Origin of the sequence: Peribacillus frigoritolerans (genome assembly GCF_040250305.1) — a bacterium.
In the GTDB taxonomy this organism is placed as follows: domain Bacteria; phylum Bacillota; class Bacilli; order Bacillales; family DSM-1321; genus Peribacillus.
In genome coordinates, this window is the sequence record NZ_CP158190.1 from 3,704,485 (window position 1) to 3,722,842 (window position 18,358).

Consider the following 18,358-nt stretch of genomic DNA (forward strand, 5'->3'; position numbering starts at 1 on the left):
TATTCAGCGATATCGGCTTGAAATGATTACTTTAGATAATTGATCCATTTAAAACGTTATTTTTAGCCAGTACAATCGTAACACCAGATACCACCTCGATACCTTTTTGTCTACAAACTGAAACCTGGATTGCGCCAGGTTTCTTTTTTCAACGTTGCTCATAAAATCGGAGCAAATCCCCGTAAATGATTTTGTCGGAGTAATCAAGCTCTTGTTTCGCCTTTTCCAAATACTTCTCACATGAAACTTTTTCAGTCGCCGCTCCAGTCTTTTTATCATAGCAGGTATCCATCGTATAGAGATAATCCTTCGTGATGAAACTGCTATCGCGAAGAACGGTGAATTCTAATTTCTCTTCAGAAAATAGATCTTTGCCGAATTCGATATAATCATCATTATCAATCCCCAATAAATGAAGGAGTGTCGGCCTTACATCAATTTGGCCGGAAACGGTGGAAATCGTTTTTCCCTTCTGACCGGGGATATGTATGATGAGCGGGACACGCTGAAGTTGGATGGATTCGAAAGGCGTGATTTCCTTCCCAAGGAACTGGCTCATGGCAGAGTTGTGATTTTCCGAAATTCCATAATGGTCCCCATATAGCACAATTATGGAATCATCATATAATCCATCACGTTTCAAATCGCCGACAAATCGTTCCAAGGCTTCGTCCGTATAACGTACGGTCGGAAAATATTGATTCAATGTTTTGGAATTGGAATCGTATGGCTCCAATGTCCGGTCTTCCTCATTCAAAGTGAATGGGAAATGATTGGTTAACGTTATGAACTTGGCATAAAAAGGCTCAGGCATCCTCTTCAAGTGAGAGATTGATTGTTTGAAGAAAGATTTATCATTCAAACCCCAATTGATGGAATTCCCTTCAGAGACATTGTATTCATCACTGTCATAAAACCGCTGGTATCCAAGAGAATCATACATTATGTCACGATTCCAAAAGCTTTTATTATTGGCATGCAAGGAAGCCGTATAGTAACCTTTTTCCGTTAAGATTTCGGGGGTGGCTTTGTATTCATTTTGGGCATGAGTGAAAAATACTGCACCTCTACCTAAAGGATAGAGGGAATTCTCAATAATGAATTCTGAATCGGATGTTTTCCCCTGGCCAGTTTGGTGATAAAAGTTATTGAAATAATAGCTTTCTTTAATGAATTCGTTCAGAAAAGGAGTGATTTCTTCACCGTTGACAGTTTTATTGATGACAAAGCTTTGAGTGGATTCCAATGATACAAGTATCACATTTTTGCCTTTTGCCAGACCATAGAGATCATCATTAACCTCTTTTTGATTGGCACGGACATAATTTTCAATTTCCGACAATTCACTGCCGTCCGCAAGGGCACGTTGAGCTGATGATTTCGTCTGTAATATTGCATCATAGAGGTGATAATGGTACGTACCGATATTCTTAACGAGGATTTCGCGGTCAAACGTTCTTGTCAATAGTTCAGGACGCGCCGCTTCAGCTAAAGCTAAGTTAAAAAATGTTACTCCTAAAGCGATTAACATAAAGAATTTACGATCCTTTGGATTGTATCTACATTCATGGAATGTTTTTGGTTTGTATTTCAGCAGCAGCATCAAGAAAAGAATATCGGCAAAATACAATAGGTCACTCGGATTGATCAATTCATGTACACTGCTTCCAAGGTCGTTCATATTGCTCGTTTGAAAAAGAACGGGAATGGTTAAAAAGTCATTGAAAAAGCGAAAAAAAACAAGATTGGCAAAGAGGATGAAGGTGATGGAAAAACTCATGATCAATAAATATGCTGTCCTTCTATTTTCTTTTAAAAATATATGCACGCCAAGAGTAAGCAATAGGAAACTGACAGGATTGATGAATAGTATGAATTCCTGGAGCCAATTATCAATATCTATCTCAAAACTTGTTTTATAAGCAATATATGTTTTAAGCCAAAGTGAAATGAATACGGCCCAAAACAATGAATACCCCTGTTTTTTGAAGACCCTTTTCAATCCTGGTCCCTCCTCATCGAAGAAGCGCTGGAGCCATGGTCCGGAGCGCCTCAATCATGGGTCCTGGTTCTCCCCTCTATATAAATGCAGGAACGATTGCCCCCACCCCTCAAAACGGGGAACTTTTTTCAAGATTCCATTTTTTTCTTATAACCCTGTTACACAGGGCAGCAAGGTATCACGTATTCAGTTGGCTTTTAATGAGCCAGGCTCCACCTATCACTCCTGCATCATTGCCTAGTGTGGCCAAGCTGATTTTCGTTGATTTACTAACCCGTTTGAATGCATACTTTCCGAAGGCAGTACGGACAGGATCAAGCAAAATGTCCCCAGCTTGTGAAACTCCCCCGCCAATGACGATTTTATCTGGATTCATGACATTCCCAACATGTGATAGTGCCAGCCCCAAGTAATTGCCGACCTTATCCACCACAGCTTTGGACAAAGGATCACCTGATGCAGCGCATTGGAATAACAGTTTGGAAGTAACCGCATTTCCCTCGTCGACTTTCTGCTGAAGCAATGACTTTTCATCAGCGGTATTCAAGGCTTCTAAAGCCATACGGACGATTCCCGTTGCCGAAGCAACCGTTTCCAGACAACCAGTCTTGCCGCAATTGCATGGTGCCCCTCCGTCCGTTACGACCGTTATATGCCCTATTTCTCCAGCAGCCCCACTGGTACCATGGACGATTTGCCCATTATGGATGATCCCGCCGCCTACACCAGTTCCCAGAGTGACACAAACGAGGTCTTTGGCACCATTACCGGCGCCTTTCCACATTTCTCCCAAAGCTGCCATATTGGCATCATTATCGATCACAGCTGGAAGAGATGTCTCCACTTCCAGTAAATCTTTTAAAGGATAGTCCTTCCAGCCTAAATTGACGGCTTCATATATGGAACCGTTAACAAATTTCACAGGGCCTGGAGCACCCATTCCTATCCCTACTATCTTACTCTTCGGTTCATTAAGTTCCACGAGCTTCGCATCAATTGCTTTGGCTATATTAATCGTAATGAATTTTCCCTTTTCGGAGATGTCCGTGCTGATCTCCCATTTATGTATAATCTCTCCGTATAAATTGATCAGAGCCAGTTTGGTAGTTGTACCGCCTAAATCCACACCCATCAGCCACTTTTCCATCATTCTCACCTTTTTTATCAATTTTTTTTCTGTTTTTCCCTTTCAAGAGACAATTGCTGTCTAATTAAAAGGATCGCCATTTGATAATCTTTCGTATCCATCATCTGCATACGGTGGATTTCCCTTATTTCGGCTTCCATCATTTCAAGCTCGGCTAAGCGATCACCAATATAGATAAATGTACCGAATCTTTTCAAGTATTGTTGAAGATCATAATATGTTTTCATAGTAAACCTCTTTACTCTTTTCTTTAGGAAAGTATATCGAATCAGCCTTTTTGTAACAAGCGACCAATTCCCCTTTTGATAATTTCCCCCATCCCCTCATACATGTCCAACTGTATTCATATGATGAAATATCAAGAATGTGGACTCTTTCGATTTGATTCAACAGCTTAATGTTTTTAACCACTCATCACGCGCGAAAACGGAGGGGAAAAATGAAAGTACAATTGAAGTATACCGTCTTTTTGGTCTTGACCACCATTTTTGTCATCCTATATTTATCAAATCATAAAAGGGCAGAGGAAACCATCATTTTTTTTCCCATCGATTCCTCGCTCCATTTTGAACATGCTTCCACCCACCTGACACCGGAGGGTACCGGGGATTCAACCTATACCATCACTTGGAGGGTGGATTCTTCATTGGACCAGACAGCTTACTTGCGTCAGGACGTATCGCTTTTATACAAAAATGGAAAATTGGCAGGAGCTTTAAAAAATTGGCGCCAAAATAAACAAGAACTCTCTCAAAAAGCGAAAACTAAAGAAACCGAGAGTGGTCGTTATGAAGCGGTAACATTTCATTATGCCGAGGTTCATCCAAGTGATACAATTTTCACCAGTGCCCAGCAGCTCAGTAAAGATAAACTCTATACAGTAACGACACCGGTTTTTCAATATTTCCACCGTCCCCTTTCAGAAGAACAGGTTCAGTGGAAAAAAACGCTGGACGGCTTGACAGATCAAACGGTTCGAAATGGTTTGGAAAAAGCCGGTCAAGCATTTCAGGTTAATCTGGATCAGTACAAAATCATCTCTTTAACAGATCTGCCGTCAAAGAAAAATCAATGGCTTGCTGACTTCCCCCAATTCAAACGGGAAGAAATTGTGGGAAAACTGTGGGAAGGACTTTACAAAAATTACGTGTTGGGAATAAAAAAGGAGGATGGATCCACTGTGAGTCCACAAGGCAGCACCATCCCCCTATTGCTCATGGCGAAGAATCAAAGTGAAATACTTGTCTTGTTTACCCTGAAAGACGGTTCCCCAATCATGCTGCGTCAAAAGTTATAGTCGCTTTTCAATTTCTGCCAGCAGTTTAGTATATGATTTATTATCCGGGGCAAGCTCAATAGCCTGAACAGCTTGCTCCTTAGCTTGATCGAATGATTCGAGATTCATGTAGACTAGGGCAAGATTGTAATGGGCTTCATGCAAATCCGGATTGCTTTCAATCGCTTTTTCATAATAATCCCTGGCTTTATATATGTCCTTATTATCAAAAGATAAATTTCCCAGCATAAAAAGCGATAGCGGTGCATCAGGATTTGCATCAACATAATTGTTTAGCATCTCTAAAGCTTTATCCTCTTCATCATCATCAATATACTTTTGGGCCAGCATGGCCATCGTATTATCATCTATAGCTGCACTTTCCTGATGATTGAAACCAAAGTGAAGCAAGGCATAGGTCAGTATTGCCGACCCGATCAGAAAAGCCAGCTGCCGAAAGACATTCCTGGATTTTGGCAGATGCACCACTCCAGCAGCCAAGAACCCTCCGATCAAACCTCCGATATGCCCTGCATTATCAATTCCCGAAACGGTGAAACCATATATTAAGTTAATGATGATCAACACAATCACCGATGAGCCCATCGAGCGCATGAATAATTTCGGATAGACGATGCCAAAGTACAGAAGTGCCCCAAAGCAGCCAAAAATGGCTCCGCTCGCCCCTGCGGAAAGATTCGGGGTCATGATGAAGCTGCCTAGAGTTCCAGCGAAACCAGCGAATATATAGATGAAAAGGAACCTGGCATTACCGTAAATCCTTTCAACTTCAGCTCCGATTAAATACAATGAAAATGTATTCATCAATAAATGAATGAACCCAATATGGACGATCATCGGTGTAAAGAACCGCCACCATTCCCCTTGTATGATATAAGGGGAAAATTTAGCGCCAAACTCAATCAAAGTTTTGGAATTGGTGCTGCCCCCATTAAACACCATCAAGATGAACACAGCTATTTGTAACGCCATGAATATATATGTAAAGAATGGCTTATTGGCATTTTGAAATACCTTCTGCTCAGCCTTAGCCTTTTTGACTGACTCCGAGATGGCGTCTTTCTTTACTGCGAGAATCTTTTCCTCATCTATTTCATTATCTTCAAGAACTTGAATTGAAAGTGGTTTTTTCAAAACATGTTCAAGGTTTTGCAAAGAGTCATGAAAGTTTTCACAAGTTAAAAGAAACGTGTTAACATTCGTTTTTTTAAAGGAAGCCACGCGTGAGCTAAAGTCATGATCATCCACCGGGGCGAATTTACTAACATAGATACTTAATATGTTAATGGGCTTTTTATACAATTTCCTTCTGATCCTTTCCCCATTCTGTAAAGTTCGGTCGATATCGCGTTTCAGCCAATTAGCCCAATCCAAATCATGTCGAATGAGTCTTATGACAGGAAATTCTTTATTCTTATCGCTTTCAAGCCAAATCTCCTGATGGTTTTCCGTGACAGTGATCATTCGATAATCATAATGGGCTGACAACTCCCTTATGGTTTCCCAAAACAAATAATCCTCTTTAAATCCCAATGCCTTCCCCACTTTCCAATGAAACTTAAGCTTCTAAAATTCCTGTTTCTTAATTAAAACTATAGACGAAATCATGAAAAAAGTAAAAAAGGAGACTGCTTTCCCGGTCCTTAAAAATAAAAAAGGAACCCCTGATCAGGTTCCTTTTTAAGATGCCGGCATTCTCATTTGGTCTGACTGAACATGCTTTGCATCATTTTATCCCTGAACATTGGCATATCCAAGGATTTAGTCACTAGAAATCTTCTTAAAATGCCGTTGGACAGCGCAACATTTATCAGGCGGTACCGGTTTTTGTAACCTGCATAAACAGCTAAACCAACCAAGAAGATTTGAATAATTAATCGAAGCATAACAATCCCTCCTATCAATAGTGTGATACAGGACAGGATTTTTATGAGCTAAAAGTGATAATTAATAAACTTCTTCTAATGGGCGTACGTACGTATTACCCTGGATGGGGTAATGAGTTTGCCTACCGCTATATCATGGACTTCTATCGGGAGTTCATCCATTAATTGAAGCTCGTATGTAAGTGCCAATGTATCTCCTCGGTAATAAGATAGGAAACGGTCATAATAGCCGCCTCCAAAGCCTAGGCGATACCCTTCCTTGGTAAAAGCAAGACCGGGTACGATCAATGCATCCAATTCCTCTTTCCGAGCCTTGGCTGTTTCAGCCACTGGTTCAAGCAACCCGTAATAAACAGACTCCAGCTGATTGAAGGACGAGATTTTCTTGAATTCCATTGTCTTTTTTTCAGGATCACATTTTGGTACTGCCACTTCTTTTCCTTCACTCCATGCTTGTTCGATGATCCGTACAGTTGGAACTTCGGGCGGTATGGAGATGGTGATGCCTATGGTTTTTGCTTTTTTCCATTCCTCCAGTGAAAATAAGTTTTCAGCAATTCTATTCGAAAGTTCTTCATGTTCCTCTTTAGTTAGCTCCATTAAACGGGACCTAACTTCTTGGCGGAGCTTATTTTTGTTTTCTCTCATCTCTTCTGACTCCTTTAGTCTGCTTCTATCATTATCTCATAATATTTGTTCATATACGAAAAATACGGTGTCGGAAATCGCCGAACCATTAATTCATCTGAAAATATCCACTAAAGGAAAGAGAGGAAGAATGGATTAAAAAAATGTATAAAAAAAACAACAGGAAAAATCCTGTTGCTTACTTTGTTTCACGGTGAGTCGTGCTGCGTTTTTCTCTTGAGCAGTATTTTTTAAGCTCAAGACGGTCTGGATTGTTACGTTTATTTTTTTTAGAAATATAGTTACGGTCTCCACATTCAGTGCAAGCTAATGTAATATTTACGCGCATTGTGTATTTCCCTCCAAACATATTGACTTTTTCACATAGGACTTTTCTATAATAGCATTATTCAATGCGAATTGCTAGTATGTTTTTTGGGAAATCCAACATTAACTTTTTTGAATTCTTAATTGTTTACGTTTTGCATCGTCAGGAGGAGCTGATTATTTATGACTTTCGCTTCTTCTTTCGTTTCAGCATGAATGACCCAGGCCACAGCTTCCACACATTCCTTCGGCAAAATTTCAGTCTCTAGCGTAAACACGCTGGTAACTTCCCCTTTGGCGAGCGGTGAATAAGCCAGGAGCCCCTCCTTCAATGATTTGAAGCACCCCTCTTGATAAAGGCTTCCCTTACCTTGGATGCAATATTGAGAGATGCTTTTTCCTTTCACCAATCCACCCAATAAGGCAATCGATTGGGGGGCTACATGTAAAATCGCCCGTTCATTCGGGCTGTAAAAAGCCACCGCCTGCCTTTCGAAAGCGTTTTCATAGTGAAAAAACACTTTTGGGCGCTTCGTCTCGAATGAGGTATTTCTAATCGTGAACTTCGAAAAGGTCACCTGCCCTTGGGTATATGTTTGTGAAAGTGTCCGGATCTCTCCATTAGGATGACTCATCATATCTTCTTCAGGATACCAATCAAAACTCTCATCCATCCATAACCCAGCTTTTAATCCCTTACGAAATATATCCTGGTTATCCTGCGGCATATACGCGAATAGCGAATTCATATAATCATCCCTTCCCCTTCTTTATCCTTATATATAGCTTATCGTTAGGCGCTGACAGTGAGACTATCCACTTTAGAAACTGCACACCATTTTCTTATAGGTAAACGATTTTTAACTATTCAAAATATTTTGTTTTTTCGATTTATTCTATCTTTATGTTAGCACTGAATTGGCTGATGGACAATAAACACATTTTGTCGAATTTTATGTATGTTATCTCTTAAAGGTTTTTTTCCCATTTTGATGCCTAATTTTTTTTCTTCATCGACTGTCTTAAGGATTTTCGACAATATCTGAAACAAAACAGACAATAAATGAAGTTGAAGGCCCACTTCCGAAAATATAAAAATATGAAAATCTCCAATTTTTTTTAAATATGTGTAAAATATAAGTATATTGTCGAAAATTATCTTCTGAGGTGAAAACATGGAAACACTTATCGTCCTTCTTTTTTCATTAGCGATCGTCCTTCTCATCATTTCCTTTTTCGGTAAAGATAAAGTTGCCAAATTAGAGGAAGATTTGGAGCAGATGACACTAACGTATATGCAGGATATCTACCAATTAAAGAAGAAGGTGAAGATTCTTGAAGAGGAATTCGTTATCCCGGACGAACCCGTTCCCCCTGAAAAGGTTAAATCAACTGTCAATTCCAATGATAGCGAACCCATTCATGAAATTCTAAAAAGCCAGGTTCTATCTTTATATAGTCAAGGCCTTTCTTTGGACCAGATCGCCAGACAATCCTCGTTAACGAAGGAACAAACCATTGCAGTGATCGAGCAGCAAAGATTGCGGGGTGAATGAGAATGAACAAAGCAAGACTGCAAGGTCTTTCCGCCGGTATCATTTTTACAACAACAATCTTTGCTGGCTTTTATTATGGCACCGGATTATTCGAAGGCACCACTCCGACTGCGGAGGAAGCTAAGGAATTGCTCGTGAAGAAAGGATACGTCGTTACACTCCCTATGGAGGAAACTAAAAAGACCGTCCAACCAAAGGATCCGGATAAGGATCCGGATAAGGATCCGGATAAGGATTCAATGGAGAAAGGGGCTTCAAAAAAAGATCCCTCCATCGTCACCTATACAATTAAAGTGAAAACGAATATGACCACAACCGAAATTGCCGATAGCCTTGCCACTGAAAAAATCATCGATGATGCTGCTGAATTTGAAGCGTACATGAATGACAATGATTTCTCAAAAAAAATACAAATCGGTGAGTTTGTTGTTACGAATAATATGACATATAGACAATTGGCCAATACTTTGACCCATTAATGAATAAGAGAGACTTTTAAATGGACGATGTCCGAGAAAAAGCCTCTCTTTTTTTCAATCAGGATGGGTTCATTCATTCCTGCTGATATATCTCCCTCTTACCAGGAAGTAAATATTCTCTGCAATATTCGTTGTATGGTCCGCTGTCCTTTCCAAATATCGAGCAATTAAGGAAAGCTGTGTAACCTGCTGAAGGTTTTTTTCATCTGAAAGGCGAAGGAGACTCCGAATCATATCTCCATAAAAGCGATCAACCTCGTCATCCATTTCAATGATTTCTCTTGAAAGAACAACATCTTCCTTCTCAAATGCTTCTATTGAAAGTTGAATCATCTTTAATGTAATATCATGCATCTGCTTTAATGGCGTTAAAGGCAGAATAAATGGCTGGTCACCGATTCGGATGGCTGATTTAGCAATATTCACTCCAAAGTCCGCCATCCTTTCAATATCAGAGGCGATTTTTATGGCAGCAATGATACGCCTTAAATCAATCGCAACCGGCTGCTGCTTAGCAATCAGCAAAATCGCAAAGTCATTAATTTCCTCTTCTAGTAAATCAGCGATTGTATCATCATCAATAACTTCAAGAGCATCATCCACATTATTGTTTTCCAGTGCGGCATATGATTTTGATATGGCACTTGATGCTAAATTAGCCAACTTCACGATTTTCTCCTGTAACTCTTTCAATTGAAGCTCGAAATTTTCACGAACGATCATTATCGCATCTCCCTTTCTCTTTAACCGAAGCGTCCGGTAATGTAATCTTCTGTTCTTTTATCATTCGGATTAGAGAAGATGGTGTTTGTATCAGAATATTCGATGACTTCCCCATTTAAGAAGAAGGCTGTTCTATCAGAGATACGTGCTGCCTGCTGCATGTTATGGGTAACGATGATGATGCTGAAATCCTTTTTCATTTCTTGGACCAATTCTTCTATTTTCAAAGTGGATATCGGGTCAAGGGCAGAAGTCGGTTCATCCATTAATATGACATCAGGTTCGATTGCCAAACATCTGGCAATACAAAGACGCTGTTGCTGTCCACCTGAAAGTCCATATGCATTTTCATGCAGTCGGTCTTTCACTTCATCCCAAATGGCTGCCCCTTTTAAACTCTTTTCGACGATCTCATCAAGAATTTTTTTATTTTTAATTCCATGGATTTTTGGTCCGTATACAACATTTTCATAAATTGATTTAGGAAAGGGATTAGGCTTTTGGAAAACCATTCCCACCTGTGTCCTTAAATCTTCCACCTTATAGGACTGATCGAGGATATTCCTGTTTCTATATTTAATCTGACCTGTCGTTTTCACATCCGGGACTAGCTCTATCATTCGGTTCAATGTTTTGATGTAGGTGGATTTCCCACATCCTGAAGGACCAATGATGGCGGTCACTTCATTTTGGTGCATATCCAGATTAATATTTTTCAAAGCATGGTTTTCTCCATACCATAAATTGAGATTGGATGTTTCATACACCTTTTCCGTCAAGGCAGCTGATCCGACATTTTCGATTCCGATTGCCGGTGACTCTTTTTCTCTCGTTAAGGTCATATTCATGCTTCCTTCCTCCTATCAGTATCTTTTCTGGAATTTATTTCGAATTATAACCGCTATTGAATTCATGAATATTAACAGGATGAGTAAAACGATGATTCCCGCGGCAGCAACCTGCTGGAATTCCTCCTGTGGACGGGATGTCCAATTATAGATTTGCATTGGCAGCACTGTGAATGTATCCATGACCGTTTGAGGTAAAAAGGCGATGAACATTGGTATGCCAACCACCACCAATGGAGCCGTTTCACCGATTGCACGTGATAAAGCAAGTATCCCCCCAGTTAAAATGCCAGGTATCGCAGCAGGCAGGACCACTTTCAATATCGTTTGCCACTTTGTTGCACCCATTCCAAATGAAGCTTCCCTTAAATCACGAGGTACGGCACGTATGGCCTCTTGGGCAGCTACTATGATGACAGGAAGAACAAGTAGGCTCATCGTCAAGCCTGCTGCCAATATGGACCGGTCCAAAGCTAGAGCACGAACGAAAACCGTTAAACCCAAAAGCCCAAATACTATTGACGGCACACCCGCCAGATTGGAAATATTCACTTTGATAAAAGTGGTGATCCAATTCTTCCGGGCATATTCCTCTAAATAAATGGCCGTTCCAACACCAAGCAGCAGGGAAACCGGGGCCACCACTACCATCAACCAAATTGAACCGATCAACGCTGCCTTTATACCAGCCTCTTCAGGTTTCCTGGAAGCGAAATTCTGAAGGAAATCCCCATTCAGACTGCCAATTCCTTGAGTGAATATCCGATAAAATAAGATGGCCAATACGAGGAGGCCAACCAATGTTGCCAAGAAGAATAATCCTTTACAAATCGTGTTAACAGCCAGCCTAGCAGGCATTTTTTTTGCAACATGACTTTTGTTTATCAGTTTCATGTCTTAATATTCCTCCCTGAACTTGCGAGAGATGAACTGCGCCAGTAAATTCATGATAAGCGTAAAGACGAACAGTGTCATTCCAACCGCATAAATGCTGTAGTAAATCGTTGTCCCATATCCTGCATCTCCCGAACTTACCTGTACAATATAAGCGGTCATCGTTTGAATCGATGAAGTTACATCCATGCTCATATTTGGGGTCGAGCCACCGGCAACACTCACAATCATGGTTTCCCCGATCGCTCTGGATAGAGCAAGAACGATGGATGCCACAATTCCTGAAAGGGCTGCTGGCAATACCACTTTAATTGTCGTTTCGAGTTTCGTTGCTCCTAAGGCATACGCACCTTCGCGAATCGACTTCGGTACTGATACAAGGGCATCTTCCGACAAAGAGGCTATCATCGGCATGATCATGATTCCTACAACGATTCCAGGACTAAGAGCATTGAACATATCAAGGGAAGGAAATAAATCCCGTAAAACCGGTGTTACAAAAGTTAAGGCAAAGAAGCCGTAAACGATAGTAGGAATTCCAGCTAAAACTTCTAAAATCGGCTTGATGATTCTGCGTGTTTTCTCTGATGCATATTCACTCAAGAAAATGGCTGTTGCAAGCCCTACTGGAACTGCAACCACCGCTGCTATGACTGTTATCTTCAACGTTCCCACGATAAGCGGCATAATCCCATAGGACGGTGTAGATGCAAATGGCAGCCATTTAGCTTCTGTAAAAAATTCGACGATAGATACTCTGTCAAAAAAGATAAATGTTTCAAATATAAGCGTCAGGATGATCCCGATTGTAGTAAAAACGGAAATTGCCGCCGTAAGGAACAAAAGCTTAGGGATGACTTTTTCCATATTCATTTTTTTCTTACTTTTCTTTTCCAGAATCATTTGCTGTACAGAATAGGTTTCTGTTTTTCTAAGTTCCAACTTGCATCCTCCATTTCAGACACACAATATTTGGATTTACAAGCTGTTACCCCCGCCTTAATCGAGTCAAGGCGGGATTTCAGTAGCCTGTAATATCGTTTATTTTTCCAGTTCTTTTAATTTATCAAGATCTTTCTGGTACTCTTCTTCCGGCAGGCTGATATAACCCACTTCTTCAGCAAGCTCTCCTGCATTTTCAATGACGAATTGAGTATAATCAGCAACTTGTTCTTTTTCAGCTACCGACTTATTAGCTACATATGTGTAAAGTGGACGTGACAATGGTGCATACTCCCCACTTTTAATCGTTTCATGTGTTGGCTCTACAGCACCTTTGCCGTTGTCGATGGAAATGATCTTTAACTTATCTTTATTTTCAGAGTAGTAAGCATAACCGAAGAAACCAATCGCATTTTTATCACCTTCTACACCTTGTACAAGGACATTGTCATCTTCTGAAAGCGTAGCATTTTCCACCATCGGTTTTTCTTCAAGGATTACTTCATTGAAATAATCATATGTGCCTGAATCTGTTCCCGGAGAGTAGAATTTAATTTCTTCCTTCGGCCATTCAGGACGTATATCAGACCATTTCTTCACCTTTCCATTATCAATCCACAGTTTTTGAAGTTCTTCAACTGTTAGTGAATCGATGAATTCATTATCTTTATTGGCGACGATTGAAATACCGTCAAATGCCAGTTTCAACTCTGTATATTTAACTCCCTTTTCATCAAGTAAGGCAGTTTCTTCTTCTTTGACCGGGCGGGATGCATTGGCTAGGTCCGTATCACCAGCGATGAATTTCTTAAATCCCCCACCTGTTCCTGACGATCCCACTGAAACCTTCACATCAGGCTGTGTAGCCATATATTCTTCGGCAACTGCCTCCATGATCGGAAAGACCGTTGAAGAACCATCCGTAATTACTTCTCCCTGCAGTTGGCCAGATCCTTTTCCTTCACCGCTGCTTGTCTTAGTGTCATCGGATCCACAACCCGCCGCTACTGCAATTACTCCACCCATCATTACAGTCATTGCCATACCTTTGAAACGTCTCATTTGTAAATCCCCCTAAGAATTTTATATGAATATTTTGTCCTACTCTCACATCATACTTTTAGACTGTAAACTCCGTTTGAAGCAAATGTAAATATTCAGTAAATAATTGTGTGTTAATTGTAAAGACGAAAGAACTGTACTGATCCCGTTCTTAAAATGCAAAAAAAAACACGTTTCCGGTTTTACCCAAAAACGTGTTTTTAACCTTTTGTTATTCATTTTCCTGGCTTTTTCTAACTTCAGCCTGGTCCTTTTGAACGTCTTTACCATTTTCCACTTTCAAATCAGTCGAGGTTTCGGTATTTTCCTTTTTAGCCCGTTCTTTTTTCAGTTCGAAATACTTATCCATAATCTCTTCACCAATTTTTTTACTCATATCATGACCCGAATGGCCCTGATACGCCCACGGGACAACAACAGAAAAAGCAACTTCTGGATTTTTAGCAGGGGCATAGCCGACCAACGTGATATTCATCGTTGCTTGGGGCTCGCTATAATCCATCCGGTTCGGGCCGTCATAGAATGCTTCCGCCGTCCCGGTTTTAGCTGCCACTGTATACGATTTTTTCCCAAAATAGGTATAAGCCGTTCCGCCTTGTTCCATCGCAACTTTCTCGAAACCGCTCTGCACACGTTCTACCCATTCTTCCTTCATATCAAGACGATTAAGGACAGTCGGTGCAACGTCTTCGGCAACAGGACCCAATTCCTCATTATTATCAACCGGATCACGGATTTCCTTAACCATATGCGGCTTCATGCGGTTTCCGCCATTCGCTATCGTGGAAACGTATTGCACAAGCTGCATCGGTGTGTACGTATCATACTGTCCGATTGAAAGGTCAAGCAACTTACCCGCTAACGTTTCTGAACCTTTGAATCCACTCATCTCATTCGGGAGATCGATTCCCGTACGAACACCCAAGCCAAACTGGGCGAATGAATTCCGGATGGTTGAGAAGGCGCTTGAGCTAATATTTAAAGGTTCATTCGGCACATAATGCGCACCTGCAATATTAATCGCCGTTCTGAACATATAAACATTGGAAGATACTTTTAAAGCCGTTAAATCATTAATGTTCCCAAAGTTTTTATATGAGCCTTTTTCCTTTGTCCCCTTAATCTTCAGCTTTGTATCATAAAAGTATGTCCCCGGCTGGATTGCGCCTTGCTGATAACCGGTCAAAACAGTTGCGCCTTTTACTGAAGAGCCCATTGTATAGGAAGTCGTGATATTCCCTAATGCAAAGTCCTCTATGGAAGATTTCCCTGTTTTTGAATCCTTCTCATATTTCTTACCCGCCATCGTTAAAATTTCCCCTGTATTAGGATCCATCATGACGACAAAAGCCCTATCCAAGAATTTGGTGTTACCCATTTTTTTCTTGGCAATCAATTCCTTTTCAATGATTTCCTCTGTTGCAAGCTGTAAATCCATATCAACTGTCAATATAAGATCTTTTCCTCGCGAACCTTCAGTAATCACTTCGGAATCGACGACATTTCCTGATTTATCGGTCACATTCCTTACTTTCGCTTTCTGACCTTGGAGGACATCTTCATATTGCGCCTCAATATAACTCTTACCTACACGGTCATTCCGGCTATAATCGCGTGCTAAATAATAGTCCAGACTTTCACTAGGCAGGCCTTCTTCAGATGAGGAAACTTTACCCAAAACAGATTTAAGTGTTTTATTATATGTATAAAAACGATCCCAATCTGTAGATATATCGACCCCTGGGAGCGAATCAAGGTTTTCACTCACCTTGGCGAATTCTTCTTTTGTTACTTTCTTGTTTTTCACAATTTGCGGGGTAAGGGCATATCCGCTTGCAAATTCCCTATAGATGGCAAGAACTTCAAGATCTTTTTCCGAAAGCTCTGTTTCTTCTTCAGTAATCCGATCAAGCTGAAGCTTATACAAATCACTTTCTTCCATCTCGCCTTCTTCCACTTTTTTCCTCTCTTTATCGGTAATCTTTTTCTCGGCCAGCTTTGGATTCTTCAAAATCCAAAAATCCTTTTTATCGCGTTCAGTCACTTTGTCTGTTTCCTTTTCGATCAACTTCGCGAGTTTCTCAGCCGTTTCCACCATTTCTGTTTGTTTCGTACCTTGTTTTCGTGTATATGTAATTGCATCCAGTGGTTGGTTATCGACCATCAGTTTCAAATTCCGGTCATACATTTTCCCACGGGGCACCGAATTATTCACGGTCACTTCCTCTGTTCTTTCAATCTCACGGCGGTAATCATCACCATAAACAATCTGTACAACACCCAAGCGTAAAATTAAAGCGGAAAACAAAACAAACACTAAAAAGAAAAGAATATTCAATCTGAAAGGCACATGCGTCTTTTTCTTTTTCTTTTTATTCACACTAAGCCACACATCCTTTTTACATAGTCATAATAGGTCCTATACCATTCTATAGAACATTTATATTTTTTTCTACCTTAGTGTTCTAGAAATATTAAACATCTAACGAACTTTACATAAAAAGTGACTTACGGCTCATAGATCCTAAAACCGTAAGTCCTGATATTGGAAAAGAGGCCTCTAAGGCCTCTTTTTCAATCTTGGTCAATGATATCGATTTTCCGTATAAACCAATATATCACGGTATGCCCTGCCCCGACGATTAACAGATAGATCGGCAGTACTTCCTTTAGGTCGAATAACATAACGGAAAGTATGAATCCTGATATCGATACGATCCTTCCAAGATGAACGAACAGTTCCCGGACAACGATATATTCAATCCTCATTTCCGCTGCCTTCCAAGCACGGCCTATAATGTCATACGTCAACGATATATAAGGGACCAAAAGAATAGGATAAGCGGTAGCGACAATTGCCCCATAAATAAGAAGCTTCCCGAATGTGATATCAAATGCAATCAATAAGACCCCTGCATACAACAGGATTCCTCCAATAAGAATGGCCTTTTTTCGCATCGGCTGTTTTATATATCGTGAAGCAAAAAAATACGCAACGAATGAAATGGCCGAATTTAACAGACCATAGCTCCCTAAGGCAAGTTCACTATCCGTCTGAATGAAAACGTTAATCGAAATGATGAACATGAAGGTGCCCTCTCGTATCCCTTGAAAAAAGTGAGCACGTGTGATCAATAGCCAATTCCGATTATTTTTCCGTTCCTGCAATATCCGAAGGAAACAGTATCTGCCATGTGCTGGACGTCTTTTTATCGAAAAGCTAAGAAACACCGCAACGGAAAACAACAGCAAAGACAATCCGAATACAATGGAATATCCCGTGAATTTTTCAAGCCTCGAAATGATGAACCCTGAAAGAATCGGACCGACCATTCCCCCAAGGGATGATAAAATCCCTAAAAAACCATTGAAGAAATCCCTTGTTTCCGGTTCAGTTATCTCAAAAGTCAAGACATTATAGGCAAGCCAATAAAACCCATAACCGATTCCTAACAGTCCACCAAGCAACCAAAGGAAATCCGTTGCCCGTGTGCCGACCAATAGGACTGATAAATAAAATAGGGCCAAAAAGATAACACCCAGACGCAAAACGATGATTCGATCCACTTTTTTCGCCAGTCTGCCAGCAAAGACGAAGGTAAGCGGTTGAAAAAGCACCACGGTTAGATTATATACGGCAATATCAACAATTTGACCGGATTGTTTCCACAAGTACACATTAACGAATGTATTGGATAAAGCAATACTTAGGCTGTACAGCCCGCCAATAAACAAAAGGAGGTGCAGATCCTTCTTTCCCCCCGCTTCACCCAACCATCTCTCTAAAATACCCATTGTTTTAACTCTCCTTTAAATTCCACTCTAGTGTTTGAAAAAACAAAAGAATTTATGTAAAAAAAGGTAAAGAAAACTCTTCGATTGGCGAAGACAGAGAAGTAGTTGCCCTTATACTGTTTTCCTTAAAAGCTCTTCCCTGTTAATTCAAGAACAGTATAAAGAAAACTCTTCGATTGGCGAAGACAGAGAAGTAGTTGCACTTATACTGTTTTCCTTAAAATCTTTTCCCCTTAAATCAAGAACAGTATAAAGAAAACTCTTCGATTGGCGAGACAGGATGGCGAAGTCAGAGAAGTAGTTGCCCTTATACTGTTTTCCTTAAAAGCTCTTCCCTGTTAATTCAAGAACAGTATAAAGAAAACTCTTCGATTGGCGAAGACAGGATGGCGAAGTCAGAGAAGTAGTTGCCCTTATACTGTTTTCCTTAAAAGCTCTTCCCTGTTAATTCAAGAACAGTATAAAGAAAACTCTTCGATTGGCGAAGACAGAGAAGTAGTTGCCCTTATACTGTTTTCCTTTTGAATTTGAAAAAGAACAGTATAAAGAAAACTCTTTGATTGGCGAAGACAGAGAAGTAGTTGCACTTATACTGTTTTCCTTAAAATCTTTTCCCCTTAAATCAAGAACAGTGTAAAGAAAACTCTTCGATTGGCGAGACAGGATGGCGATGACAGAGAAGTAGTTGCACTTATACTGTTTTCCTTAAAAGCTCTTCCCTGTTAATTCAAGAACAGTATAAAGAAAACTCTTCGATTGGCGAGACAGGATGG

Annotated in this window: 18 protein-coding genes; 3 read left to right on the forward strand and 15 right to left on the reverse strand. The window is 40.3% G+C overall.

What is annotated here, in order from left to right; genetic code table 11:
* Positions 1–148: 148 nt before the first annotated feature.
* The 3 genes from ABOA58_RS18130 to ABOA58_RS18140 all read right to left on the reverse strand — a co-directional run bounded on the left by ABOA58_RS18130 (position 149) and on the right by ABOA58_RS18140 (position 3,376).
* Positions 149–2,002 carry an LTA synthase family protein gene (locus ABOA58_RS18130; RefSeq protein ID WP_350299474.1) on the reverse strand — a complete coding sequence of 618 codons (1,854 nt, stop codon included), beginning with the start codon at positions 2,000–2,002 and terminating at the stop codon, positions 149–151.
* A gap of 178 nt (positions 2,003–2,180) precedes the next feature.
* A complete protein-coding gene (locus ABOA58_RS18135; RefSeq protein ID WP_350299475.1) occupies positions 2,181–3,152 on the reverse strand; it encodes an ROK family glucokinase in 972 nt (323 codons plus the stop codon).
* Between the two features lie 14 nt (positions 3,153–3,166).
* The gene (locus ABOA58_RS18140; RefSeq protein ID WP_101222565.1) at positions 3,167–3,376 is read right to left on the reverse strand and encodes a YqgQ family protein; all 210 of its coding nucleotides are present in this window, start codon (positions 3,374–3,376) and stop codon (positions 3,167–3,169) included.
* Positions 3,377–3,588: 212 nt separating this feature from the next.
* Here ABOA58_RS18140 and ABOA58_RS18145 point away from each other — a divergent pair, with 212 nt between their 5' ends.
* Positions 3,589–4,446, forward strand: a complete 858-nt coding sequence (locus ABOA58_RS18145; protein ID WP_350299476.1) for a hypothetical protein — start codon at positions 3,589–3,591, stop codon at positions 4,444–4,446.
* Here the strand turns inward: ABOA58_RS18145 and ABOA58_RS18150 are convergent.
* The 5 genes from ABOA58_RS18150 to ABOA58_RS18170 all read right to left on the reverse strand — a co-directional run bounded on the left by ABOA58_RS18150 (position 4,441) and on the right by ABOA58_RS18170 (position 8,035).
* A complete protein-coding gene (locus ABOA58_RS18150; protein ID WP_350299477.1) occupies positions 4,441–5,979 on the reverse strand; it encodes a rhomboid family intramembrane serine protease in 1,539 nt (512 codons plus the stop codon). The genes ABOA58_RS18145 and ABOA58_RS18150 overlap by 6 nt on opposite strands.
* Before the next feature lie 164 nt (positions 5,980–6,143).
* On the reverse strand, positions 6,144–6,332 hold the full coding sequence (locus tag ABOA58_RS18155; protein ID WP_101222568.1) for a hypothetical protein: 189 nt from the start codon (positions 6,330–6,332) through the stop codon (positions 6,144–6,146).
* 75 nt (positions 6,333–6,407) lie between these two features.
* Positions 6,408–6,980, reverse strand: a complete 573-nt coding sequence (locus ABOA58_RS18160; protein WP_350299478.1) for a 5-formyltetrahydrofolate cyclo-ligase — start codon at positions 6,978–6,980, stop codon at positions 6,408–6,410.
* Positions 6,981–7,158: 178 nt separating this feature from the next.
* A complete protein-coding gene (gene rpmG / locus ABOA58_RS18165) occupies positions 7,159–7,308 on the reverse strand; it encodes a 50S ribosomal protein L33 (RefSeq protein ID WP_028391797.1) in 150 nt (49 codons plus the stop codon).
* A 118-nt stretch (positions 7,309–7,426) separates the two neighbouring features.
* On the reverse strand, positions 7,427–8,035 hold the full coding sequence (locus ABOA58_RS18170; protein WP_101222570.1) for a hypothetical protein: 609 nt from the start codon (positions 8,033–8,035) through the stop codon (positions 7,427–7,429).
* 426 nt (positions 8,036–8,461) lie between these two features.
* Between ABOA58_RS18170 and ABOA58_RS18175 the strand changes: the two genes are divergently transcribed.
* Positions 8,462–8,842 carry a hypothetical protein gene (locus ABOA58_RS18175; protein ID WP_350299479.1) on the forward strand — a complete coding sequence of 127 codons (381 nt, stop codon included), beginning with the start codon at positions 8,462–8,464 and terminating at the stop codon, positions 8,840–8,842.
* Positions 8,843–8,844: 2 nt separating this feature from the next.
* Positions 8,845–9,321 (forward strand): hypothetical protein, encoded by a 477-nt coding sequence (locus ABOA58_RS18180; RefSeq protein ID WP_350299480.1) that lies wholly within the window; start codon positions 8,845–8,847, stop codon positions 9,319–9,321.
* 69 nt (positions 9,322–9,390) lie between these two features.
* On the opposite strand, the gene phoU is transcribed toward ABOA58_RS18180, so the two are convergent.
* The 7 genes from phoU to ABOA58_RS18215 all read right to left on the reverse strand — a co-directional run bounded on the left by phoU (position 9,391) and on the right by ABOA58_RS18215 (position 17,585).
* Complete coding sequence (gene phoU, locus ABOA58_RS18185) at positions 9,391–10,044, reverse strand: phosphate signaling complex protein PhoU (protein ID WP_137016279.1); 654 nt, start codon at positions 10,042–10,044, stop codon at positions 9,391–9,393.
* 20 nt (positions 10,045–10,064) lie between these two features.
* Positions 10,065–10,892, reverse strand: coding sequence for a phosphate ABC transporter ATP-binding protein PstB (pstB, locus tag ABOA58_RS18190; RefSeq protein WP_350299481.1), 828 nt, complete (start codon positions 10,890–10,892; stop codon positions 10,065–10,067).
* A gap of 15 nt (positions 10,893–10,907) precedes the next feature.
* On the reverse strand, positions 10,908–11,786 hold the full coding sequence (gene pstA, locus ABOA58_RS18195; RefSeq protein ID WP_063590620.1) for a phosphate ABC transporter permease PstA: 879 nt from the start codon (positions 11,784–11,786) through the stop codon (positions 10,908–10,910).
* 3 nt (positions 11,787–11,789) lie between these two features.
* Complete coding sequence (pstC, locus tag ABOA58_RS18200) at positions 11,790–12,689, reverse strand: phosphate ABC transporter permease subunit PstC (protein WP_350302911.1); 900 nt, start codon at positions 12,687–12,689, stop codon at positions 11,790–11,792.
* Positions 12,690–12,827: 138 nt separating this feature from the next.
* Positions 12,828–13,790, reverse strand: a complete 963-nt coding sequence (locus tag ABOA58_RS18205) for a PstS family phosphate ABC transporter substrate-binding protein (protein ID WP_137016284.1) — start codon at positions 13,788–13,790, stop codon at positions 12,828–12,830.
* A gap of 211 nt (positions 13,791–14,001) precedes the next feature.
* Positions 14,002–16,170, reverse strand: a complete 2,169-nt coding sequence (locus ABOA58_RS18210) for a peptidoglycan D,D-transpeptidase FtsI family protein (protein ID WP_350299482.1) — start codon at positions 16,168–16,170, stop codon at positions 14,002–14,004.
* A 194-nt stretch (positions 16,171–16,364) separates the two neighbouring features.
* On the reverse strand, positions 16,365–17,585 hold the full coding sequence (locus ABOA58_RS18215) for an MFS transporter (protein WP_350299483.1): 1,221 nt from the start codon (positions 17,583–17,585) through the stop codon (positions 16,365–16,367).
* Positions 17,586–18,358 lie beyond the last annotated feature (773 nt).